We start from the raw sequence: 22,585 nt of genomic DNA, 5'->3' as shown, positions 1-22,585 counted from the left end.
CTTCCCCTTTTATGCGCTCGGCGCCCCTAATTGGAATATTTGAGAAATTGTGGCGTCTTGAAATTGCGAGCCTTCATCAAGTGGCAGCAGGTAAACTCATTTAAGTTCCTACTTTGGGACTGGCAGTTTCAAGAACTGTCCAACTGGAATTGGTGCAAGCCTGTCATGGAAAGAATATTAGTGGTTGACGACGAAGCAGACTGTCAAACAGTCTTAGCAATGTACCTGGAAAGTCAAGGATATCGGGTGGAATGCGCTACTTCCGGGGTTGAGGCGCTCTCGATTTTTGAAAATGCCCCCCCAGATTTGGTAATTTCAGATGTCATGATGCCGGAAATGGACGGGTTTGAGTTTTGTCGCCGTTTGCGAACTACCCGTTTGGGACAGTTAGTCCCTTTTATATTTTTGTCGGGTCAAGGCGAGTTGGAGTCAAAAGTTGAAGGTCATTCGATCGGAGCTGACGATTATTTGGTAAAACCTTTTCAGTCTGAAGAAATCTTAGCTAAGGTAAAGGCGCAGTTAGAGCGCTCTCACCGCATTCACGCCGAGATTGTCCGACTGCTTCAAACTTCTAGCGGTAGGGCGGTGGAACCACAATTGGTGGCAGTATTGCCAGCACCTGCACCTTTGCCTTTAACACCAGCCGAGGAAAGAGTTTTTTGGGAGGTAATCCAGGGTTATACTAACAAACAAATTAGCGATCGGCTGTTTATTAGCCCCCGGACTGTGCAAGCTCATTTAGGCAGTATTTTCAGTAAATTACAGTTAGAAAATCGTGCCCAGCTTGTGAGATTTGCCCTAGAAAGAGGATACAAACCACCTCAAACTTAGCTCGAAGATCAACATAGGGTGCGCCAGCCAGTCAGTGGATTTTAGATTTTAGATTTTAGATTTTAGATTTACTCTAGAGATTCATCTGGGAGCTGGAACTTTAGTCTAAAATTTTGATTTTTCCACTACTTAAGTCGGGGGCTTCTATCCGTTTTTGGGCGGGATCAAAAAGCCCCCTAGCTGACAAAAAAATGGATGCTGGCGCACTCAGCAAGCAGATTATTGCACATTCAAAACACAATAAGGAAAATTATTTATAACGCAAACCCCTGGCCCCAAATTCGTACCTCGCAAGTTGGCACGTTCCAAATCAGCCTGCCGCACGTTATTCGCCGCATCAATATTTGTCCCGGTCAATTGAGCCCCAGGAAGCCTAGTATTTGACAAAATAGCATTCTGCAAATTAGTATCGCGCACATCCGCGAAAGACATATCCGCTCCGCTTAAATTTGCACGATGCAAATTCACTCTAAACAACAGCGAACGTCTCAAATCGGCATTCGACAAATTAGCTTGCAGCAGATAAGCTTCGCCCAGATTCGCATTAAAAAGTTTAGCACCGCGCAAATCCGCACTCGTCAGATTCGCTCGCCCCAAAAAAGCATTAGACAAATCTGCATTTCGCAGATTAGCCCCATTCAATTCAGCACCGTACATCTCGGCATTAACTAAGTTAGCATTTGCCAAATTAGCATCACTTAAATCCGCTTCTAGCAAATTAGCTTCATAGAGATTTGCTCCGCTTAAATCCGCTCCTCTTAAATTAGCTCTGTACAAGCTAGCCTTGAACAAATCAGCATTTCTCAAGTCACAGCCCTCGCACTCTTTACTTTCCAGCAATTGCCTAACATGATCTGGATTTTGAGCTTTAACGGGAGCTGGCAGCCCAAACAAAGCTAAACAGGCCGTTACAGTTGCCAAGAGTTTAAGTTTCACAAACAAACCTCACTGCTACTTCAAACAAATTATACTAGCAAACTGTAGACTTTAAACCGCTCTCCTTTATCCTTCTCTCTTTTCTCTTGCTCTGCATTCTCTGCGCCCTCTGCGGTAAATCTTCAAAAACATGATTCGCAGCCAAGGATTTATACCTGCTTCCAGCAAGGCGGGCTTTGCCCGCCCTACTTAACTTAATTAAGCTTCATCTAAAGCAGCAACACCAGGCAATTCCTTACCTTCGAGCAGCTCCAAACTAGCACCGCCACCAGTAGAAATGTGGCTCATTTGTTCACCTAAATTCAACTGCTCCACAGCCGCCACCGAGTCACCACCACCGATAATTGTGGTAGTACCAGTTTTAGTAAGTCCAGCCAAAGAATGAGCGATTCCTTCAGTTCCCACAGCAAACTTCTCCATCTCAAACACGCCCATCGGCCCGTTCCAGATTACAGTTTTGCAATCGGCCAAAGCATCTTGGAAAGTTTTCACAGAATCGGGGCCAATATCCAAACCCATCCAACCGTCGGGGATGCTTTCAACAGAGACAGTTTGAGTGTTAGCATCAGCAGCAAACTTGTCAGCAACTACCACATCAGTAGGTAACAGAAAAGTAACTCCCCGTTCCTTCGCCTTAGCTTCCAAAGACTTAGCCAATTCCAGCTTGTCCTCTTCCACCAAAGACTTGCCAACGCTCAAACCGCGAGCTTTGTAGAACGTGAAAACCATGCCACCGCCCAACAGCAGTTTGTCGCACTTTTCCAACAGTTTTTCAATGACTCCAATCTTGCTGGAAACCTTAGAACCGCCGATAATAGCCGCTAAAGGACGCTGAGGATTGTCGATCGCACTGCCGAGATATTGCAGTTCCTTCTCCATCAAAAACCCAGCCACAGAAGGACTCAGATACTTAGTAACGCCCTCTGTAGAAGCGTGAGCCCGGTGAGCCGTACCAAAAGCATCGTTGACATACAAATCGGCCACAGAAGCTAAATTCTTAGCAAATTCCGGGTCGTTTGCCTCTTCCTCTGGGTAGAAGCGCACATTTTCTAGCAAAACCACATCGCCATCTTGCATCGCGGCGACTGTAGCAGCGACTTCATCGCCGATGCAGTCATCAGTCTTTTTGACTTCTTTACCCAACAATTCCGACAGCCGTTTAGCAACCGGTGTCAAGCGCAACTTCTCCGTCACACCCTTGGGACGGCCGAAGTGGCTGCACAAAATGACCTTAGCACCCTTGGACGCTAAATCTTGAATTGTCGGCAGAGCCGCCCGGATGCGAGTATCATCGGTGATATTGCCGTTGTCGAGCGGCACGTTAAAGTCCGCCCGCACCAGTACCCGTTTGCCCGATAAGTCCGATGCCGATAAATTTGCTACAGTTTTTTTTGTCACAGGATTAACCTCCTAATATGTGTGTTTTTGTCGAATTCCGTTGAAATGGCGGCACTGGTCACTTGCACTTGGGCCTCGGACGCATTCAACCGCGTCCGTACAAAAAACGGAAGATGAAACAAACGGCACTGATTGGCTCAACGTAAACATTTTATCGGAGTCCGCGTCCCGGAGATGCGCAGTATGTTCAAGACTGTCTTATTTCCTGTAGATCAAAGCCGAGAAGCCCGCGAAGCTGCCGAAAAGGTGGTCAATATCGTGAAAACCTACGCCTCTCGCTTAGTTATTCTCTCGGTAGTCGAGCCCCCAGCCGAGGAGGCCGGCGCCCCGGCGCGAGAGGTGATGACTTCCCCCGAAGCCGTCGCCAAACTTCTTTCTGAGGCCCAATCGATGTTTTCCCAGCAGGGAATTGAAGCTGAAATCATCGAACGGGAAGGCAAACCTGCTTTCACGATTTGCGATGTGGCTGACGAAATTGGGGCCGATTTGATTGTGATGGGCTGTCGGGGGATGGGTTTAACCGATGAGGGGGCGTTTGACAGCGTTACCAATCGGGTGATCAATCTGTCTCCTTGTGCAGTTTTGATTGTGCCTTAAGGAAGGAAGAAGGAAGAAGGAAGAAGGAAGAAGGAAGACGGAAGAGGGAAGAAGGAAGAAGGAAGAGGGAAGAAGGAAGACGGAATAAGGAAGAAGCCAGAAAGAAAACTCTTTCTTTTTACTTAATTTCAGCAGTGTAAGTTAGATACCTAACAGCTTACTTTTTCATTTTCCCTTTTTCATTTTTTCTTTTCCCTCTTCCCTCTTGCCTCTTCCCTCTTCCCTCCTTACTTCTTGATTCCTTACTTCCTGATTGCCTCCCTAGTTCCTTCCTTTGTGATTCTCTCTTTCCTTAGACTCATCCTTCTTCCTTCTTCCTTCTTCCTTCTTCCTTCATATTATGAAAATTCACTGGTATCCCGGTCACATTGCCAAAGCTGAACGGGCATTAAAAGAACAGCTAAAGCGGGTAGATGTGGTGCTCGAAGTCCGAGATGCCCGCATTCCATTGGCTACTTATCACCCCCAAATGCCGAGCTGGGTGGGCGGCAAGGCGCGAGTCTTGGTCATCAACCGCATGGATATGATTACGCCTCGATCGCGCGAGGCGTGGGAAACATGGTTTGAGGCCCAGGGGGAAACTGCGTATTTTACCAATGCCGAGCACGGTCACGGAGTAGACGCTGTGGCGGATGCGGTGCAGAATGCTGGGGTGCAGCTAAATAAAAGAAGGTTCGATCGAGGTATGTTGCCCCGTCCAGTCCGCGCAGTGGTAATGGGATTTCCCAATGTGGGAAAATCTGCTTTAATTAATCGGCTGTTAGGGCGGAGAGTGGTAGATAGTGCCCGCAGAGCTGGAGTAACTAAATCGCTCCGATGGATTCGCATTTCTGACGAAATTGAATTATTAGACGCCCCCGGAGTGATCCCAACCCGAATTAACAATCAAGAAAATGCCCTAAAATTAGCTATTTGCGAAGATATTGGTGAAGCAGCTTACGACAATCAGGTAGTAGCAGCAGCGATGGTAGATTTGCTCCGGGGGCTGCAAGCGGCTGATGAGACTTTGATATCAATATCTGGTTTCAAATCCAGGTATAAATTAGATCCAGCTTCTAGTAATGGTGAAGATTATTTGCACGAGGTAGCAAAAGACAGGTATAAAGGAGATGTCGAACGAACGGCGCGGCAGATGTTAAACGATTTTAGAACTGGTGTTTTGGGTCAACTTACTTTGGAGTTGCCGCCGGCTTGATCGGATTCGTACCCTACAACTAATCAGAAACGGTATTCAATAGAGAGTTGCGGGCGCTGAGAATGTGAACTTCGTCTCCTATGTGTAATATTTTTTCTGCTGCGTGAGGTGCGACTCGCGTGTTAACTATCAGCCGACTAAAGTGATTTAAATGGCCTTTTCTTACCAAGTCAGGCATGATTTCCTTCTGCTTGGCTGTTAGTATATTTTTAAAATTGGGATCGCCTGGTTTCGCCCCATAATTTCGCGTAGATAGGATATATGGCTGACCCGGATTAATAGCTTCAAATATTACTGTCCCTATTTTAAACCTAACAATTTCATCGGCTTGTGAGAAAAGTTGGTCTTCCCAAAAAGCCGGGACATCTCCTATTTCAATATTAGCTCGCAAGCGATGGCGCATCTCGTTAACGCAAACTCTCGGAAACCAAGATGCAACTTCGGCAATTGTTTCGGTACTGATAATGCTTGGCCCTGGTGCAGCGGTATTGTCGGGAAAACCTGTCAGCAAGTTTTCAATTAACTTGACGGGGAAACCGAAGTAGTTGCTCAACCAAGATTCTATTCCCGGGCGTTCTCTATCTACATGAAAAAAAAATTCTTGTTCGGTGTCTTGTATTTTCAGGCCGGCAATTCTCTTTTTGATGTCAAAGGATAAGCGTAGAAAACAGACTCCGCTGTTGCGCTTAGTGTTAACAAATTCTCCGGCTGCATCGCAGATTGCAAAAGAGCGATCGCCTTCTAGAGCTCCGCTGGCTAGAATAGTTGCTTGACTGACTGCTATGCCGTCAAGGGACTTGACCGGATAGATATGAATGCTGGCGACGTAGGACATTTCGAGCCATTGATAAATAATTGTTGTTTTAGATACATTCTAGCATCCCCTGTCAGCAGAAGGATGACCGCAGTTGACTTTACTAAATAAAATATGAATAAAATAAAAATTTGTCACTTTTTTGAAGTTTAGATTGTGCCGGAGTGGCGTGTAAAGAAAAATCAAATAATTCGGGCCAAGCTTGCCGTAGATATTATGCTATAAAATAGAAAAAATTAAACAATTGAACCGAGTTATAAGCAATGACTGAAAGCGGAAATAGAGGCATGATTTCGAGACGTAATTTAATGTTGAAGGCGGGGGCAGGGATGCTGGCGGCAAGCTTGGCACCTGCGTTTTTACAAGCCAAAGCAGCCAAGGCAGAGACAATCTCTGAGTTTACTCCTAACAGTGCTCTTCAGAAATTGATGGAGGGGAATCAACGCTACATTGAGCAAAAACGGACATTTCCGGACCAAGCTCGATCGCGAATTGTAGAAGTAGCAGAGGGTCAACATCCGTTTGCAACCATCCTGGCTTGTTCTGATTCGCGCGTTGCTCCCGAAATTATTTTCGACCAAGGATTGGGGGATTTATTTGATATCCGAATAGCTGGCAATTTTCTCGACGATGTGGTTCTCGGAAATATAGAATATGCGGCCTTAGAATTAGGCGTACCACTATTAGTAATTCTGGGTCACGAACGCTGCGGTGCTGTCAAAGCAGCTTTAGATGGCAAAGCTGTTCCGGGTCACATTAGCACTTTGGTGGCGGCGATTAAACCGGCAGTTGATTCGACCAAGGGTCAAACAGGCGATGCGTGGGATAACGCAGTCAGAGCTAATGTGAAAATGAATGTAAATAAGTTACAATCCTCGTCGCCTCTTTTAGCTGAAGCAGTCAAAGCGGGCAAGCTTAAAGTTGTTGGGGGCCGCTACGATTTGGATAGCGGCAAAGTAGAGATAATTGCTTGATTTTGCTGGTTGCATCTCATATCAATTCCGGTTGCACCGGAATTATTGTTGACTGTTGACTGTTGACTGTTGACGGGCGGGTCGAAAAACTGAATGGTTGAGTGTTAACTGTTGACTCGATTTTATTATTCCGAGGCAACCGGAAACTCTATCATATCTTGGAATATTTTTAATGAACAGGCAAGATGACTGTTCCACACTCCGAGAATTTGATTGTGGGGTGGGCATCCTGCCCGCCCATAAAAGCCATAATTTCAGTTACATTAAACCCATTTCTTGTAGTCCCCGGCGCAGGCGTTCTGCTTCAAAAGGGCGGCGCTGTTCGTGAAGGGCGATCGCTCTTTTGAATTCTGCTAAACTCTCGGGCATTTTGCCAATTTTCAACAAGGCTACTGCCAAGTTTTGATGAGCTTCCGCGTGTTCGGGATCGATTTTTATCGCTTGTCGGTAATAGGCGATCGCATGTGTTAAATTTCCGGCTGCTTTCAGCGTCAGCCCTAAGTTGTAGTGACCTGCTGCAAAATTGGGGTCAATTTTTAAAGCTGCTTTGTAAGCTTTTTCAGCAGATTTCAAATCTCCTTCCTCTTTGAGCAAATTGCCCAAATTATTGTAAGCACCCAACTTGAGGGGCGGGAACACATTTGTATTAATTGCGGCTTGATAGTGTTCTTTTGCTTTGGCAAACTGCTGCTGCTGGCGATAAGCAATTCCCAAATGATAGTTTAGTTCGTAAAGAATAGAATCATCTATGACCTCGGCAGTCAAGCCTTTGGTTAATAAATTAATTCCCCGCCCGATTTGCCCGGTTTCTACATACAAAGCGCCTAATTTGCTACAAGCATAAGCATCGTTTGGATAATAAGCTATATAGCGTTCCATTGCTGCTTGAGCTTTTTGGAATTTACTTTTTGCGGCGATCGCATCTTTTTGATAACCAGAGTGCCAAATCGCCACATCGGGGAGAGAAGCTATTTTCCAATTTGGTTCCCTGTGCAAAATCTCAGCCACGCTGTCGTCTACCATTGCGTGGTAAGGGCGAGAAAAGCGGATATCGAGGCGATTGCGAAACAAGCGCGACACTAGGGAATAGGGAGATTGAGAGGCACCGATTTCTTGGCGGATGAGATTGATTAGCAGCAGCCGATCGCTCGCAATTGCCTGCTTAATTTGAGGTACAATCTCCGGTACCAAAACCTCATCGGCATCCAATACCAAAATCCAGTCGCCCTGGGCGTGCTTGAGACACTCATTGCGCGCCACTGCGAAGTCGTCGCACCATTCAAAGTCATAAACCCTCGCCCCGCATTCTCGGGCAATTTCACGGGTGCGATCGCCCGATCCCGTATCCACCACCACTATTTCGTCAACAACACCCTTAACGCTGTCCAAAGTCCGCGACAGTGTTGCCTCTTCATTCTTCACAATCATGCACAGAGTCAGATCCATCGGGCGCAAACTTTCCTCGTTTCACAAAATTATTGTAATTTTTTTACCAGTAAAACACAAAAAGTCCCAGAAAAAATTCTCCTATTTCCCTTTTGCTTTGAGCATAAGTACCTTTGTTCCCTAGAAAAAGTGGGTTAACTCTTTTGAGATATTAAAAAACCTCAAACTGGGACGATTGATGAGAAATCCTACCACTTTCGGTTCCTCCCTACGGTAGAGGTAAGGGCTCGATAGCGGTTGTTATTCTAAGAACATAAGACAAGGGACGAGAAAAGTTTAAGTATTCAGGAGAAAAAGACATGGGCAATATTATTGCTTGGATTGTTCTAGGGCTCATTGCTGGTGCGATCGCCAAAGCCATTTATCCGGGAACTCAAGGTGGCGGTTTTCTGGCAACAACAGGTTTAGGAATTTTGGGCGCCCTAGTGGGAGGTTATCTAGGTAACATGTTTTTGGGGGGGAGCGGCGGAGCTTCTGTCGGAGCATTGAGTATTCCCAGCATAGCTTTTGCAGTCATAGGTGCGCTCGTTCTACTTTTCGTCTGGGGATTGTTAACTCAGCGTGCTGCATAACAAATATTGCCAATCTCCAGTCGATCGACTTTTAGGGTATTCATAAACCCGGTTTCTTGAACAAACCGGGTTTTTCAGTTGTTGGTAGGATGCGTCAGCCTACTTTTACCAAATCCGCGTTAAAAACCCCATCAGACTCAGCGCTTGCAACGGTTCAAGAGCAAAACTTTCGTCCGAACAAAGGGGGACTGAAAAATAAAGGGGTAAAAATCCCGGAGTTGGTATTAATTAATCAATCCGCAAATTGAAAGGCAAGCGAACGTAAACCCCCTGCGGGTCGTTCATCGACTTGATCACAGCCAATTCATCTTGCATTTTCTTAAATTCGGCCGTTAGCGGGTCGAGTTTGGCGGCTGGTCTCAAAACGTGAACGCCTGAAATTCTTTCCAAAATTCGCTCCTCCAAAGTGCGGCGTTTTGGATATTCTTCCAACTTCCAATCGTCGCCGAGTTTAGCTTGGTTCGCCGCCTCTCTGACAGCATCTTCAAGACCGCCAATTTCATCGACTAAACCCAACTGTTTCGCGGCCGTACCAGACCACACCCTGCCTTGAGCAATTTCTTGTACCTTGTTTTTCGGCAGTTTGCGGGAGGTGGCGACTTTAGTAATAAACCGATCGTAAATGCGATCGACTATCCTCTGAATATTCGCCAATTCTTGAGGATTTTTGGGACGGGAAACCGTGTTAGTATCCGCAAAGCGGGCGGTTTTCACAACGTCCCAAGTCAGACCGTTGTTAGCAGCCAACTTTTCCGCGTTAAACAGCATTCCAAAAACGCCGATCGAACCGGTAATCGTATTGGGTTCGGCAAAAATGCGGCTGGAACCCATCGAAATCCAATAGCCGCCGGAAGCTGCTAAATTGCCCATCGAAACGATAACGGGTTTCTTTTTGCCCGTCAGCATAACTTCGCGCCCAATGACTTCGGCCGCCGTCGCGCTGCCTCCGGGACTGTTGACGCGCAAAACCACTGCTTTTACGTCGTTATCTTCTCTAATTTTCCGCATTTCTTGAGCGATGCGATCGCCTCCTACTTGAGTCGGGCCCCCTTCGCCGTCTACAATCTCTCCCTCCGCGTAAAGTATAGCAATTTGGTTTTTATTGTTAGCGCGAGTTGAGTTTTTATTCTCAGCAACTCTGGCGTAATTTTTCAAACTAATTTGTTTGAAAGATTTGTTTTCGCCATCGATTCCTGTGAGTTTTTTAAGTTCAGTCGATATTTCGTCAAAGTATACAACTTTATCAACTAACTTGCTTTTTAGAGCTTCGTCAGCCATCAAAGTTCCGCCATTATCTGCAAGCGCTTGCAGTTGCGGAACAGTCACTTTGCGACTCGGGGCGACAGTTTGCAGGTATTCTCCCCACATATCTCCGAGCAACTTTTGAGTTTGCTGGCGATTTTCGGGACTCATTTTTGTGAGCAAAAACGGCTCAACGGCTGACTTGTATTTCCCGACCCGAGTCACTTGCACTCCCACGCCGTATTTCTCCAAAGCACCGGTGAAAAACATTGCCTGACTGCTAAAACCGTTGATTTCCAAAGCGCCGTAAGGATTGACTGCTATTGTATTAGCAACGGAACCGAGGTAATAATCTCGCTCATTCCAGTCCATCTGGTAAGCAAAAATGGGTTTTTTGGCATCTCGAAAACGCTGCAAGGCCGATCGAACTTCTTTGAGATTGGCAAACCCGCTGCTGCTCGAATTTGAGCTACCTTGGAGATAAAGGCCAACTATTTTCGGGTCTTTTTTAGCCGATTCGATGGTGTCTAAAACAGTCCGCAGCGTCACTGTATCGCCGGAATCGTCCGAAAGCACTTCTTCAATCGCCGCGCCAGTGCTACGGCTCGGTTTGCTGTCGGTGATATTTAAAGAAAGGTCTAATACCAATACCGACTTATCTTTAACTTGCGGGCCCGAATCTTTGGACGACGATGCCGCCATAGCAATTAGCACTACCAGTCCTCCCAATCCGATGCTGCCCAGCAGCAGCAGTCCTAGGAAGGTTCCCAGTAAACTTGCACAGGTATATTTTAGGAAATCTTTCATTAGATAATTGGTAATTAGTGATTAGTTATTAGTCATTAGTCATTAGTTATTAGTGAGAGCAAATCGGGTGAAAGCGGAATGATACCGAGCGTGTGAGCGGGAGGCTCGCACTGCACTCGGAAAAATATTATTCCGATGAAGCGCGAAAACGATTTTATTGGTAATTCCTGCAACTAGGATTTAGCAATTATCGGCTGTCGTTAGTTATTAGCTAATGACTTTTGACTGCTGACTAATGACTTTTGACTGCTGACTCACTTTTATCTTAACCTTTCCAAAACCCCAGAATGTTTTAGCTCATCCAAATTAGCGCAGCCCGTACAGAACATCACGGTAGCGATTTCTGCAATTAAAACCTCAGCTAGGAGGGCTGCGGCTGATTCCGATTCCGCTGCCGCTTGCAGAAACGGCCGCGCCAGTCCCGCAATATCCGCGCCAAGAGCGAGAGCCTTCGCTGCATCCAATCCATTCTGCAAGCCTCCAGAGGCAATCAGAGGAACATCCGGCGCTACGGCGCGGGTGCTGACAATGCACTCGGCTGTCGGTATTCCCCAGTCGGCAAAGGTTGCGCCCAACCTGCGCTGCTTGCCATCTTTAGCTCGCTCTCCTTCTATTTTCGCCCAAGAAGTGCCTCCGGCCCCGGCAATGTCGATCGCACCTACCCCAGCGGCGAGCAATTTCTTTGCCATCTTTCCTGAAATACCGTTACCGACTTCTTTAGCAATAACTGGTACGGGTAATTTAGCGCACAATTTGGCAATTTTATCTAGCAGTCCTTTAAAGTTAGTATCACCTTCGGTTTGAACGCACTCTTGCAGCGGATTGAGGTGCAAAATTAGTGCGTCTGCTTCTAAAATATCAACAATTTTTTGGCACTCTTCCAAACCGTAATTGTAGTTTAATTGAACTGCTCCGATATTGGCAAATAGCAGAATATCTGGAGCGCGGCGACGGACGGCAAATGTAGGAGCTAGTTGAGGATTTTCTACGACGATTCGCTGGGAACCGACTCCCATTGCTAGTTTGTATTCTTGAGCGACATCGGCGAGGCGATAATTGATTGTTTGGGCTAATTGTGTGCCGCCGGTCATCGAGGAAATTAGCAGGGGAACGGCTAGTTTTTTGCCTAGAAATGTGGAGGTTAAATCAATTTCAGTGCGATCGAGTTCTGGCAAACAGCAGTGCTCAAAACGGTAGCGTTCGAGGCCGCTGGTAGTTTCGCGAAATTGTACGTCTTCTTCGAGGCAAATCCGCAGGTGGTCTGCTTTGCGGGTTTCGGTTTGCGAGGGGGAGGTTAGCGGCAAGTTCACAATGGCTATTTGGCGAAAGAGTTGTGATTTGGGAATATAGCAATTTTATTTCATTTTTGAATTTTTTAATGAACCGCAGAGAGCGCAGAGGGCGCAGAGGAGAAGAAAATAGAGAGGTGCGTAAATCCTGCCAGGGTTGCTGTATTATCCAGGAACAGTCAGCGGCATTCCGTTATCGGAAGGTTTTAACTTGAGTAAAAAAGGAACTGCTTTTTGCACCCATGCTTTGACTGATGTGTAACTTGCCGCATCTTCTCCGAAACAAATTTTGAGCATATCTGTGTGAATTATCCCCGGATTCAAAGGAACTGCTGCCATACCGGCAGGCAATTCTTGAGCGAGCGATCGCGTAAGTCCTTCTATTGCCCACTTGGAAGCGCAATAGGGCGCGACTTCCGGCGAAGTTGACCTTCCCCAACCCGAACTAAAGTTGACAATTATCCCGCTTTTCCGAGCAATCATTGCCGGGACAAAGTGACGAATTACATTAGCCGTACCTTTAATATTAACATCAATTACCTGGGAAAATTCTTCAGTGCTGACATTCCAAAGAGGCGCGAGATGATTAGCTACACCTGCATTATTAATTAGCAAATCTGGTGGCTCATTTTTTGCCAAACTTTCTGTTGCCCAAGCTTTTATTTGCTCGTCGTTCGTGACATCCAAACAAGTAAAATGATGGGGCGCACTATATTTTTTGTTGAGTTTTTCCACCGCTTCTGAAGAACGGGCGCATCCCACAACTGTATGTCCCAATTCAATAAACTTTTCGGTCATGGCAAGACCGAGACCGCGACTAGCTCCGGTAATTACAATTAATTTTGTCATAGAGTTGCTCCAAGTTTGACATTAAGTAATAGAATACATATTGACTGGTGAATTGACAAATCGATCGCAGGGGAAAAGCATGAAAGTTAAAGCAGCCGTTGCTCGCAGTGCCGGCAAACCTTTGAGCATTGAAACGGTGGATCTGGATGGGCCGCGGGCTGGAGAGGTGCTGGTGGAAATTAAAGCCACGGGTGTTTGTCACACTGACGCTTACACTCTTTCCGGTGCCGATCCTGAAGGCTTGTTTCCTGCTATCTTAGGCCACGAGGGAGCCGGGATTGTCGCAGAAGTTGGGGCGGGAGTCACGAGTGTCAAAGTGGGCGATCGGGTAATTCCTCTCTACATTCCCGAATGCCGCAACTGCGAATATTGTTTGAGCCGCAAAACTAATCTCTGTCAAGCAATTCGCGTGACTCAAGGCCAGGGAGTGATGCCCGACGGCACGAGTAGGTTTTCTATAGATGGGCAGAAACTTTACCATTACATGGGAACTTCTACCTTTGCTAATTATACAGTATTGCCGGAAATTGCAGTAGCAAAAATTCGCGAAGATGCTCCTTTTGATAAAGTTTGTTTGATCGGCTGCGGCGTAACAACTGGCATCGGCGCTGTCATAAATACTGCGAAAGTAGAGCCTGGTTCTAATGTGGTAGTTTTCGGTTTGGGCGGCGTGGGTTTGAATGTAATTCAAGCGGCTCGCCTGGTGGGAGCTAATATGATTGTCGGCGTAGACTTGAATCCCGACAAGCGAGAGATGGCGGAAAAATTCGGCATGACTCACTTTGTCAATCCCCGCGAAGTTGAAGGAGATTTAGTCCCTTATTTGGTAGATTTAACCAAAGGTGGAGCTGATTACAGTTTTGAATGTATCGGCAACATTAATGTGATGCGCCAAGCTTTAGAATGCTGCCACAAAGGTTGGGGCGTGAGCGTAATTGTTGGGGTAGCGGGAGCCGGTCAAGAAATTAGTACCCGCCCGTTTCAGCTAGTAACTGGCCGCGTTTGGAAAGGCACGGCTTTTGGCGGGGCAAAAGGCAGAACTGATGTTCCTAAGATTGTTGATTGGTACATGGACGGTAAAATTGATATTGATAGTTTGGTATCTCGGGTAATGCCGATCGACCAAATTAACGAAGCTTTTGATTTAATGCACAAAGGCGAAGTAATTCGCACAGTGTTGACATTTTGAGTTTTTGAACGAAGAAGGAAGAGAGAAGACGGAAGAAGGAAGACAGGACTTACGGAAAAAGTGGTTTTACGCGCTATCTATAGCCATAAGGTACACGGCTGCACCCTACATAACTTCTCTTTTCTCTCTGCCTCTGCGTCCTCTGCGCCCTCTGCGGTTAATAAAAAAATCTAATTCACAAAAGAAATAGAATTAATATGATATCAGAATCCCTAAAACTGCACAAAGAACAGAAAAGTTTCGGTGGCAAACTCGGCTTTTATAGCCATCAATCCTCTGCTTGCAACAGCGAGATGAAATTCGCTGTTTACCAGCCCCCGCAAGCTTTATCTCAACCCGTACCAGTTTTGTATTTTCTATCAGGTTTAACCTCCACGGAAGAAAACTTTATGGCAAAAGCGGGGGCGCAACAATTTGCGGCAAAATACGGGTTAATGCTGGTTGCGCCCGACACTAGCCCGCGCAATACTGGCATTCCTGGCGAAGATGAAGATTGGGATTTAGGAAGTGGTGCGGGTTTTTATGTTGATGCGACAGCCGCACCTTGGAATTCTCACTATCGGATGTACAGTTATGTGGTTGATGAATTGCCCAATTTAATCGCCGAAAATTTTCCAGCAATACCGGAAAAACAGGGAATTTTCGGTCATTCGATGGGCGGACACGGGGCTTTAATTTGCGCTTTGAAAAATGGATCTCGCTATCTTTCAGTTTCCGCTTTTGCGCCTATTTCCGCCCCAATGCGCTGCCATTGGGGACAAAAAGCTTTTGCAAACTACCTCGGCAGCGACCAACAGCTTTGGAGGGCTTGGGATGCTAGCGAATTGGTACTTGAGGCGCAATACAACCGCCCGATTCTGATTGACTGCGGCACTGCTGATTCGTATCTGGCTGACGGGCAGTTGTTGCCGGAAGTGTTCGCCGAGGCTTGTGCAACAGCGGGACAGCCACTAAGTTTAAGGATGCAGGAAGGTTACGATCATAGCTATTATTTTATAGCTACTTTTATGGAGGAGCACATTCGCCATCACGCGGCTGTTTTGTGCGGGTAGTTCCTAGCAGGAAGCAGGCACGATGCCTGCTCCACAACAACTGGTTCTTAGGCTCTGCCTGGGAACCGATATCCAGAGGCTCTGCCTCGCATGGTTGCCATCAAATGTCGAGGCAGAGCCTCCCGATTTGCGTTACCAGGTAGAGCCTGGTAACGAGTGAACTTGCTTCTAGTAGCACAGGTATTTTCGGTTAATTAAGATTAATCGGAAATACCCAGTCTTTGTACTTGCTGTCGCGATTTTCGATAATCCCGGTTAGTTTGTCCAAAATCTTTTCGGTGATGGGTCTATGTTGGGGCAATTGATAGTTTTCTACTCGGTTAATTGGCGTAATTTTGGCTGCGGTTCCGCACAGGAAAATCTCGTCTGCAATCAACAATTCTGATTTATCAACTGGTCTTTCTGTGATTTCAATTCCTAAGTCTCTAGCGATAGTTATAACGCTGTCTCTGGTAATTCCTTCGAGAATATCTTGCTCGAAACCTGGAGTAACTAATTTACCGTTTCTGGCGACAAATATGTTCATCCCTGAAGCTTCGCTGACTTTTCCCTGAGAATTCATCATAATAGCTTCGTCGAAGCCGGATTGTACTGCTTCTGTTTTAGCTAAAGCTGAGGTGATGTAAGCGCCGCTAATTTTACCTCTTAAGGGCAAACTGCGGTCTTCTTGGCGGTACCAAGAGCTAATTCTACAGTTGACTCCTTCTTTGGGCAAATAGTCTGAAAGTTCTAATCCGTAGACAAAAAAGTCTGTTTCTACGTTGTGCAGTCGCGGGGCAATTCCTAAACTTGATGTGTAGATAAAAGGGCGAATATAAAATGATTTTGTTGGTTGGTTTTTCTGGACAAAATCAATGATTATTTGTTGGATTTTGCTGGCGGGTAAATCGCAGTGAAGGAAGCTGGCACTTTGACTTAATCTTTGACAGTGGCGGTCTAATCTAAATAGCAATATTCGATCGGCATTTTGGGGGTCGGGAATTCCCCGCAACCCGCCTAAGACTCCGGTTCCGTAGTGCAGTGCGTGGGTGGCTATGGAAATTTTGGCGTCGGTAAAGGGGAGAAATTGGTTTTGAAAGTAGGCAATTGGTAGAAAACTATCCATGATTCAAGCTGGCGATGAGTTGGGCAGTCCGCTAGGAAAGCTGAATTTGGTTATATTACCATAAGTTATACCATTTGAGATTTGAGATTGAGAATGGCTGATTTGATAAGGGTTTGAAGCTTGCTTACAGTTGGATTTTTTTGAGACTGGTATTATTCTTTTGTTGTTAGAGCGATTGATAAAATAATATCAAAAGCCGTCTATTAGGTTGATAATTGTTTGGGGAAAGAGTGCGATCGACTACAAACAAAAATCAACCAAGGGGCAACTATGGCACGTAAATGTTTCATCATCGAAATGGGGATGGGGGTAGACCAGCACGGGCAGGAACCGACTGTAGCCTGTGCAAGGGCTGTACGGAATGCGATCGCCCACAATGCTTTGCTGGGGGTCTGGGAAGTGGCGGGTTTGACTGACCCCAATCAGATGGTTGTTGAGGTGAAGGTGGCTGTTCCTTACCCGGAACAAGTGCGGGAACAGGAGGTGTTGGCGGTGCTGCCTTTTGGCAGCAAAACTCTGATTGTGGAGCAAGGAGGCATGATTGTGGCAGGAAGGGCGATCGCCTCTCTGAATGATAAAAATGATGAAATGCTAATCGCTGTGGCGGCTGTGAGTGTTTTTGTGGAAACTGAGGACTAATTAATTTTGTGTTGTTTGAATAAATCTGCGGTGAAATACGATCGCCCGATCGCATTTGCTTGTTTGGGCGATCGGGCGATCGTACGCCTGTCTGTTAAAAAATGATTAATTTAGGGTAAGTTGTAGGGTGCCCCGGAGATAGGGCATGAAATATCGTTGAAAATCTGAGCCTCTGAGGCACGCTATAACTGCATCTGTTCAACGGTAAGGTTTATTTGCGCCTACCTAGTTAATTTTGAAGTTTTAATGGATAATTTTTAATTTCTCAGGCGACCGGGTATGTAAGCAATCCAGCAAAACCCTACGATTAATAACAGCCACGTCGCTGTAATATTGCTGCCCAACAAGCTGCGGAGAAAATATTCCATTGTTCTCAAAAATTATAGGGTTTAAAAGAATCTATTGCTGTTCCCTCTCGGATCGGCAAAGGTAGAGTGCGATTGGCTTTTAGGCAATCGTACTCTACTTCCTCTACCTCCTATTTGGGCTGGCTGGTATCTGCCAACATTTGGTTAACCATTTGCAAGTGCGCCTGAAGGTTCGGCAACTTCTGGGTGGCCCAAGCCTTCAAGTCGGGATCTTGTCCCTGTTGAGATTGAGCCTGAAACAGAGCAATAGCTTGATTGTGGCTCTCGATCATAGCCTGCTTGTAAGCAGCATCAAAACTTGTACCAGAGAGTCCCGAAAGTCGCTCCATCAAAGCTGTGTTCTGGCTGCTCATTTCGGTTGGCAGTTTTACGCCTTTTTGCATTGCTACCTGCATCAGTTCTTGATTAGCCTGGGTGTGTTCCTCAACCATTTCTTGCCCGTATTGTTTCACACCAGCACTAGCACCGCGCTGCACTGCCAATCTGCCGAGTTCCACTTCCAGCATACCAAGTTGACCTGCTTGCATGACAAAGTTTCTGTCTTGGCTGCTGAGAGAATTAGGCGAAGTTTCGCCACCTGTTGGAGTGTTGGGAGAACGGCTGGGAGTGTTGTTGATGGGGCTATTTGGAGAACGGCCGGGAGTGTTGTTGGTGGGGGTATTTGGACTGTTGGGAGAACGGCCGGGAGTGTTGTTGGTGGGGGTATTTGGACTGTCGGGAGAACGGCCGGGAGTGTTGTTGGCGGGGCTATTTGGAGATTTAGGAAGAGTAGCATCGTCGGCTTGGTTATCAGCAAGCTCGAGAACCCGATCGCCCGACTGGTTGAAGCCGTTAGTGTGGCGGTTTAATTCTGCGAATCCCGGCACAGCTACCAAGGAACTAACGCCGGCAATTCCGGCAACTGTTACCAATTTTTTGAACAAACTTTTGCGATTGAGTGAAGTCATGAATTTCTAAGCCTCTAAGTTGTTTTCAAAAGTACGTCAAGCGAAGCTATCCCGTAGGGAATCGCCCGAAACTACCGATGGGAGGGTGTACTGTTTTTCCGAAACAAGTTGATCAAACCAAACGCGCCCAAGGCACCCAGCCACCCCAAATTGTTGGGGCTATCGCGCCGAGCACTCAAAACTCCAGAATTAGTATCAGCCGGCGTCGATGTGGTACCGGTTGTACCCGTTGTACCCGTTGTGCCGGTGCCGGTTGTATCGGTTGTACCCGTTGTGCCGCTGCCGGTTGTACCCGTTGTGCCGGTTGTACCCGTTGTACCCGTGCCTGTCGTATCGGTTGTACCCGTTGTACCCGTGCCAGTGATACCGCTTGTACCAGTGCCAGTCGTACCGCTTGTACCGCTTGTGCCAGTGCCAGTCGTACCGCTTGTACCGCTTGTGCCAGTGCCAGTCGTACCGCTTGTACCGCTTGTACCAGTGTCACTCGTACCGCTTGTACCGCTTGTGCCAGTGCCAGTCGTACCGCTTGTACCAGTGTCACTCGTACCGCTTGTACCAGTGTCACTCGTACCGCTTGTACCGCTTGTACCAGTGTCACTCGTACCGCTTGTACCGCTTGTGCCAGTGCCAGTCGTACCGCTTGTACCGCTTGTACCAGTGCCAGTCGTACCGCTTGTACCGCTTGTACCGCTTGTGCCGGTACCAGTCGTACCGCTTGTACCGGTGCCTGTGGTATCAGTCGTACCGCTTGTGCCAGTCGTACCGCCCGTGCCAGTCGTACCGCTTGTGCCAGTCGTACCGCTTGTGCCACTGCCGACGCTACCGCCTGCACCGCCGCCTGCACCGCCACCTGCACCGCCCGACTGGGCAGAAGCAGGCACTGCGAAGGAAACCGTTGCTAAACCTAAAGTACAAGCGCTTGCTAAAACAGCTTTCAACAATTTAGAAGATTTCATGGTAATGCTTGCTTTTACGTAGAGTCTTGCGATCGCTTGTGATGCCAAAACCGCAGGGTCAAATTGACAGCGTAACGTGTAAATTTTCTAACCTTCGCTGCGGAATAATGAAGGTAAGGGAGCAAATTTAGTCCCGTTCCCTCTATAATTTTTCCCTGATTAATTACACCGTCGCGTTAACAGTTTATAAGCTATTACGTATGCTTCTAGTTCGCCATTCATCTTTAGGAATATTTGACAAAATGGCTTTTTATTTCAGGTGGTGGATGAAATTTGATTGAGCGGCCGACTAGCTCAATCAAAATTTGTGTACGGGGGATAGAAACCGGGCTGATATGAAAAATTTTGGTTGAGTAACGAGACATATACGAATCAACCGGGTTTCTGAGACAAGCGCGTGGCTCTTCCTATAAATTTTCCCCGGCAGCAGGTGCTTTGAGCAAGAAATTCTTGATTTTATCACCGTCAATTTTGGGTTAGTCCTATGCCAGAGGAGTTAGTTTTAAATTTTATTGAGCGCTATTTTTCCTTAACTTGCTGCTGGCAATTTTGCCCCTCGCAGCATACCGATCAAACTTTCTCAGGAAACTAAATTATCTCAAAACGCCCGATGGCTCGCTCTGAGTCGCCAGAACACCTGCACCCCCCCAACAGCAAGGCTTTTGACTGGGATTTGAGTTGCCTCAAACACGAAGGCGAACTGAGGGCTATCCGAGTCGTGCCCGCGCGACATGAAATTAACCAACGGTGGCGCAGTCGTCAGAATTGCTTGTGAGTGCGATCGGCTAAACTCTGATATAGTAAAGCCAAAACTATGCCAGATAGCGCTTATTCTCTAACACATTTCACAAGCAGACATCAAGTATGCTGTATCGAATTATTGCCAGAATGGGCTATGTAATGTTCATCGCTTTTTCTAAATTCGCAAGTGAAAAAGCCGAAATCAGATTAATGACTGTTTCAGAAAAGAAATTACCAAAATCCGGGCAAACCAGCAACGGCAAGTCAATTCCCTTCGCCATTCAGAAGAAATCTAATATTACATCTGTCTTGGGAATGAGAAAAATGCGGTTTAAAACTTGCTTTTAGAGAGAGGAAAGTAGTTGCTTCTTGTATATAAGATTAAAATTATGTTTAAAAATTAGAGGTCATTATGCCAGAACAACAATTTGACACCTTACCTTCGGAAGCACAAGAACTCCCCCAAGGGGCGAAACAAATTTTTCAGGCGGCTTTTAAGAGCGCTAGTGAAGATGGAATGAGCGCCGATGGTGCTACTAGCGTTGCTTGGAACAGCGTAAAATCTGAATACGTTCAAGGCGAAGGTGGCACGTGGCATCACAAGGGCGACGATACTAACCAAACCCGCAAATCTGTACAGTCTGGTGGCAATTAGTTATCAGCCATCAGTAATATCGTGTCCGCTAACATAACCCCTATCCGTTGTTTAGTGAGGGCTTCATTCCTCAAATTTTGATGAGAACGAAGACTCCTCACTACCAACCCATTGCAGTGACGTTATTCTAGCGGGCATGAGAGCGTCAGTCATTAGCAATGTACTCCTCACTTGTGGTTAATGCTTTACGTTGATACCTCTTGGAATCGCGGTGGTACAGAAGTTAATGCAGCCTGTTAATCGGTTGGCCCATATCCCATTGCAATTCGGCTAAAACGAGCAAGCTAAATACCATTACGGTTCCCGTAAAGAGGAAAGACCAACCGCCCGTGTAAGGCAAAATCAAAATCCCCAACAGGTGAAATAAACTTGCTGCTAAAAGCGCGCGCGATCGCACTGCAAATCCAGTCCCCAAATACCCTATTCCGCTCATTCCCAACCACAGGGGACAGAGATTCGCCAACACTTTTCCCCAACGCAGAAAAATTGCTAAATCGGTCAGCAGCAATCCTAATAACATTAGTATTACCCAACCGTAAAGCACCCAAGCCAGGCGTTCTATTTTGACCCAAGAGTATGTCATGCTTACCATGGCTGCTGTACCTACGAGGCTGAGCGCTGACCACAAACCTGCTTGCAGCATCCAACTCACAGAAAAAAATTGTGGTGTGCCGAAGATGGGTATTAACAGCAAACTCCACAGCAAGCAAGTTCGATCGAGACAAGTATAAAATTGTGAATAAAATCGATCTTTGCCAAGGGGAAACTGAACCTGCCAAAGCCCTTCTAAATCTTGAACCTCGATGTTAAGCTGTTTCCGGCGCAGAGGCGGAACTGAATAATTAAAAAAGGTCATATCTGACACTATTAAAATTTACAATTATTTGCTTAGGTACTATCTCACCAGCAATCGCTATATAATGGCAATCTGTCAATCGGATTAATCTAGTTAATTTGATAATCTGTCGGCAGTAATAGTTATTCGGTCGCACCCGAGAAAACAGGAAGACAGAGATTGCAGAATTTGATAAAATAGCTCTTGCGACAGATGGCTGGGATATTAGTTATTCGATACTTTTAAAATAGTCAACTTTGTTACAGAATTTATGCTCACTTCATCCCATCCTCTGAAACAGGTATTCCACTGCCCGGAAGAATCTGATTTTTACGCGCACTGCTTGGAAAGTTTAGTGTTAAATGCTAGTGACAATTCTCGACTTATCGTAGAGTTTGGTTCAGGAGAGGGAAGTCCAGTTATTAAGTCTTTGCTGAGAAGTGATTTTGATGGGACAATACAGGGATTTGAGCTAAATAATGTAGCTTGGAAAATTGCTCAGTCTCAAATTAAGGAATATCAACTGAGCGAAAAATACACCGTCAACAATTGCTCTTTTTTTGATTCGCCTTTATACGAGTCGGCGGATTGTGTCATCTCAAATCCGCCTTACTTGCCGGCGGTGGATGCTCAGATTTACCAGCCGCTGTTGCACGGCGGGAGTGATGGTTGTACAATTGCTAAAAAACTTTTATCTCTGGGCAGTGATGAAGTTTTGCTGATGGTTTCTAGCTATTCTAATCCTGTGGGTTTGATCGATTATGCCTTGGATCGAGGCTACTCGGTTGCGAATTTTGAGATTGCACCTTTAAATTTTGGCTATTATAGCTCGGAACCAAAGGTGAAAAGCGCGATCGCCACTCTCAGAGAACAGGGAATGGCTTTTTATTCGGAAAATATCTATCTGCTGGCGGGAGTTTTGTTTAAGAAGCAAGAAAAGTCGCAAAGAGATTTGTCGATCGAGCTAATTCAGTTAATGACAGCATTTTAAAATACAGGCCTGGTAGGGTGCATCTGAGATGTTGCACCGTTCTCAGCAACAGGCAAGATGCCTGTTCCACAAGAAATACACTCTTTGTGGAACAGGCATCTTGCCTGTTTCTCAAAGGCTTATTGAGAACGGTGCTATATCGTAGGGTGCATCCGTC

23 protein-coding genes are annotated in these 22,585 nt (G+C 46.3%); 12 read left to right on the top strand and 11 right to left on the bottom strand.

Translation table 11 applies throughout. The annotated features are described in order from the left end of the window. Window positions 1-57: 57 nt before the first annotated feature. Window positions 58-831 (top strand): response regulator, encoded by a 774-nt coding sequence (locus QUA62_RS01980; RefSeq protein ID WP_445301628.1) that lies wholly within the window; start codon window positions 58-60, stop codon window positions 829-831. A 219-nt stretch (window positions 832-1,050) separates the two neighbouring features. On the opposite strand, the gene QUA62_RS01975 is transcribed toward QUA62_RS01980, so the two are convergent. Further along, window positions 1,051-1,767 carry a pentapeptide repeat-containing protein gene (locus QUA62_RS01975; RefSeq protein WP_333402144.1) on the bottom strand — a complete coding sequence of 239 codons (717 nt, stop codon included), beginning with the start codon at window positions 1,765-1,767 and terminating at the stop codon, window positions 1,051-1,053. A gap of 198 nt (window positions 1,768-1,965) precedes the next feature. Beyond that, window positions 1,966-3,165: a phosphoglycerate kinase gene (locus QUA62_RS01970; RefSeq protein ID WP_333216594.1), complete on the bottom strand. Its 1,200-nt coding sequence runs from the start codon at window positions 3,163-3,165 to the stop codon at window positions 1,966-1,968. A 183-nt stretch (window positions 3,166-3,348) separates the two neighbouring features. Here QUA62_RS01970 and QUA62_RS01965 point away from each other — a divergent pair, with 183 nt between their 5' ends. Together QUA62_RS01965 and ylqF are read left to right on the top strand one after the other, a co-directional pair. Beyond that, on the top strand, window positions 3,349-3,762 hold the full coding sequence (locus QUA62_RS01965) for a universal stress protein (RefSeq protein ID WP_333216596.1): 414 nt from the start codon (window positions 3,349-3,351) through the stop codon (window positions 3,760-3,762). A gap of 340 nt (window positions 3,763-4,102) precedes the next feature. Beyond that, the gene (ylqF, locus tag QUA62_RS01960; RefSeq protein WP_333402143.1) at window positions 4,103-4,957 is read left to right on the top strand and encodes a ribosome biogenesis GTPase YlqF; all 855 of its coding nucleotides are present in this window, start codon (window positions 4,103-4,105) and stop codon (window positions 4,955-4,957) included. A gap of 19 nt (window positions 4,958-4,976) precedes the next feature. Here the strand turns inward: ylqF and QUA62_RS01955 are convergent, their stop codons facing one another. Further along, a complete protein-coding gene (locus tag QUA62_RS01955; protein WP_333402142.1) occupies window positions 4,977-5,792 on the bottom strand; it encodes an MOSC N-terminal beta barrel domain-containing protein in 816 nt (271 codons plus the stop codon). 242 nt (window positions 5,793-6,034) lie between these two features. On the opposite strand from QUA62_RS01955, the gene QUA62_RS01950 reads away from it, so the two are divergent. After that, window positions 6,035-6,745: a carbonic anhydrase gene (locus QUA62_RS01950; protein ID WP_333402141.1), complete on the top strand. Its 711-nt coding sequence runs from the start codon at window positions 6,035-6,037 to the stop codon at window positions 6,743-6,745. A 258-nt stretch (window positions 6,746-7,003) separates the two neighbouring features. On the opposite strand, the gene QUA62_RS01945 is transcribed toward QUA62_RS01950, so the two are convergent. Continuing rightward, complete coding sequence (locus QUA62_RS01945) at window positions 7,004-8,191, bottom strand: tetratricopeptide repeat protein (RefSeq protein ID WP_333402140.1); 1,188 nt, start codon at window positions 8,189-8,191, stop codon at window positions 7,004-7,006. A 299-nt stretch (window positions 8,192-8,490) separates the two neighbouring features. On the opposite strand from QUA62_RS01945, the gene QUA62_RS01940 reads away from it, so the two are divergent. After that, the gene (locus tag QUA62_RS01940) at window positions 8,491-8,763 is read left to right on the top strand and encodes a GlsB/YeaQ/YmgE family stress response membrane protein (RefSeq protein WP_333319804.1); all 273 of its coding nucleotides are present in this window, start codon (window positions 8,491-8,493) and stop codon (window positions 8,761-8,763) included. A 228-nt stretch (window positions 8,764-8,991) separates the two neighbouring features. Here QUA62_RS01940 and sppA read toward each other — a convergent pair whose 3' ends face one another. The 3 genes from sppA to QUA62_RS01925 form a co-directional block, all read right to left on the bottom strand. Further along, the gene (gene sppA / locus QUA62_RS01935) at window positions 8,992-10,812 is read right to left on the bottom strand and encodes a signal peptide peptidase SppA (protein ID WP_333402139.1); all 1,821 of its coding nucleotides are present in this window, start codon (window positions 10,810-10,812) and stop codon (window positions 8,992-8,994) included. 260 nt (window positions 10,813-11,072) lie between these two features. After that, complete coding sequence (gene fni, locus QUA62_RS01930) at window positions 11,073-12,122, bottom strand: type 2 isopentenyl-diphosphate Delta-isomerase (RefSeq protein WP_333402138.1); 1,050 nt, start codon at window positions 12,120-12,122, stop codon at window positions 11,073-11,075. Window positions 12,123-12,266: 144 nt separating this feature from the next. Next, entirely contained in the window at window positions 12,267-12,950 is a 684-nt protein-coding gene (locus tag QUA62_RS01925) for an SDR family NAD(P)-dependent oxidoreductase (protein ID WP_333402137.1), read from the bottom strand. 79 nt (window positions 12,951-13,029) lie between these two features. On the opposite strand from QUA62_RS01925, the gene QUA62_RS01920 reads away from it, so the two are divergent. Next, a complete protein-coding gene (locus QUA62_RS01920; protein WP_333217965.1) occupies window positions 13,030-14,139 on the top strand; it encodes an S-(hydroxymethyl)glutathione dehydrogenase/class III alcohol dehydrogenase in 1,110 nt (369 codons plus the stop codon). Between the two features lie 197 nt (window positions 14,140-14,336). Beyond that, a complete protein-coding gene (fghA, locus tag QUA62_RS01915) occupies window positions 14,337-15,191 on the top strand; it encodes an S-formylglutathione hydrolase (RefSeq protein ID WP_333284049.1) in 855 nt (284 codons plus the stop codon). A 190-nt stretch (window positions 15,192-15,381) separates the two neighbouring features. Here fghA and QUA62_RS01910 read toward each other — a convergent pair whose 3' ends face one another. Next, window positions 15,382-16,296, bottom strand: coding sequence for a branched-chain amino acid transaminase (locus QUA62_RS01910; protein ID WP_333284047.1), 915 nt, complete (start codon window positions 16,294-16,296; stop codon window positions 15,382-15,384). A 270-nt stretch (window positions 16,297-16,566) separates the two neighbouring features. Between QUA62_RS01910 and QUA62_RS01905 the strand changes: the two genes are divergently transcribed. After that, window positions 16,567-16,935, top strand: a complete 369-nt coding sequence (locus QUA62_RS01905) for a Lin0512 family protein (RefSeq protein WP_333402136.1) — start codon at window positions 16,567-16,569, stop codon at window positions 16,933-16,935. A gap of 478 nt (window positions 16,936-17,413) precedes the next feature. Here the strand turns inward: QUA62_RS01905 and QUA62_RS01900 are convergent, their stop codons facing one another. Both QUA62_RS01900 and QUA62_RS01895 read right to left on the bottom strand, forming a co-directional pair. Then, window positions 17,414-18,250 carry a DUF4142 domain-containing protein gene (locus tag QUA62_RS01900; protein ID WP_333402135.1) on the bottom strand — a complete coding sequence of 279 codons (837 nt, stop codon included), beginning with the start codon at window positions 18,248-18,250 and terminating at the stop codon, window positions 17,414-17,416. A gap of 71 nt (window positions 18,251-18,321) precedes the next feature. Continuing rightward, the gene (locus tag QUA62_RS01895; protein WP_333402134.1) at window positions 18,322-19,206 is read right to left on the bottom strand and encodes a hypothetical protein; all 885 of its coding nucleotides are present in this window, start codon (window positions 19,204-19,206) and stop codon (window positions 18,322-18,324) included. 610 nt (window positions 19,207-19,816) lie between these two features. On the opposite strand from QUA62_RS01895, the gene QUA62_RS01890 reads away from it, so the two are divergent. The 3 genes from QUA62_RS01890 (at window position 19,817) to QUA62_RS01880 (ending at window position 20,602) form a co-directional block, all read left to right on the top strand. Continuing rightward, complete coding sequence (locus QUA62_RS01890) at window positions 19,817-19,981, top strand: hypothetical protein (protein ID WP_333402133.1); 165 nt, start codon at window positions 19,817-19,819, stop codon at window positions 19,979-19,981. A 176-nt stretch (window positions 19,982-20,157) separates the two neighbouring features. Then, window positions 20,158-20,295 (top strand): hypothetical protein, encoded by a 138-nt coding sequence (locus tag QUA62_RS01885; protein WP_333402132.1) that lies wholly within the window; start codon window positions 20,158-20,160, stop codon window positions 20,293-20,295. Window positions 20,296-20,359: 64 nt separating this feature from the next. Beyond that, window positions 20,360-20,602 carry a ChaB family protein gene (locus QUA62_RS01880; protein ID WP_190662935.1) on the top strand — a complete coding sequence of 81 codons (243 nt, stop codon included), beginning with the start codon at window positions 20,360-20,362 and terminating at the stop codon, window positions 20,600-20,602. A 223-nt stretch (window positions 20,603-20,825) separates the two neighbouring features. Here QUA62_RS01880 and QUA62_RS01875 read toward each other — a convergent pair whose 3' ends face one another. Then, complete coding sequence (locus QUA62_RS01875) at window positions 20,826-21,458, bottom strand: hypothetical protein (RefSeq protein ID WP_333402131.1); 633 nt, start codon at window positions 21,456-21,458, stop codon at window positions 20,826-20,828. Window positions 21,459-21,708: 250 nt separating this feature from the next. Between QUA62_RS01875 and QUA62_RS01870 the strand changes: the two genes are divergently transcribed. Then, window positions 21,709-22,428: an SAM-dependent methyltransferase gene (locus QUA62_RS01870; RefSeq protein ID WP_333402130.1), complete on the top strand. Its 720-nt coding sequence runs from the start codon at window positions 21,709-21,711 to the stop codon at window positions 22,426-22,428. Window positions 22,429-22,585 lie beyond the last annotated feature (157 nt).

The sequence above is a fragment of the Microcoleus sp. MON1_C1 genome (assembly GCF_036701945.1).
Lineage (GTDB): Bacteria > Cyanobacteriota > Cyanobacteriia > Cyanobacteriales > Microcoleaceae > Microcoleus.
This window is presented reverse-complemented; position numbering and strand designations above follow the sequence as displayed.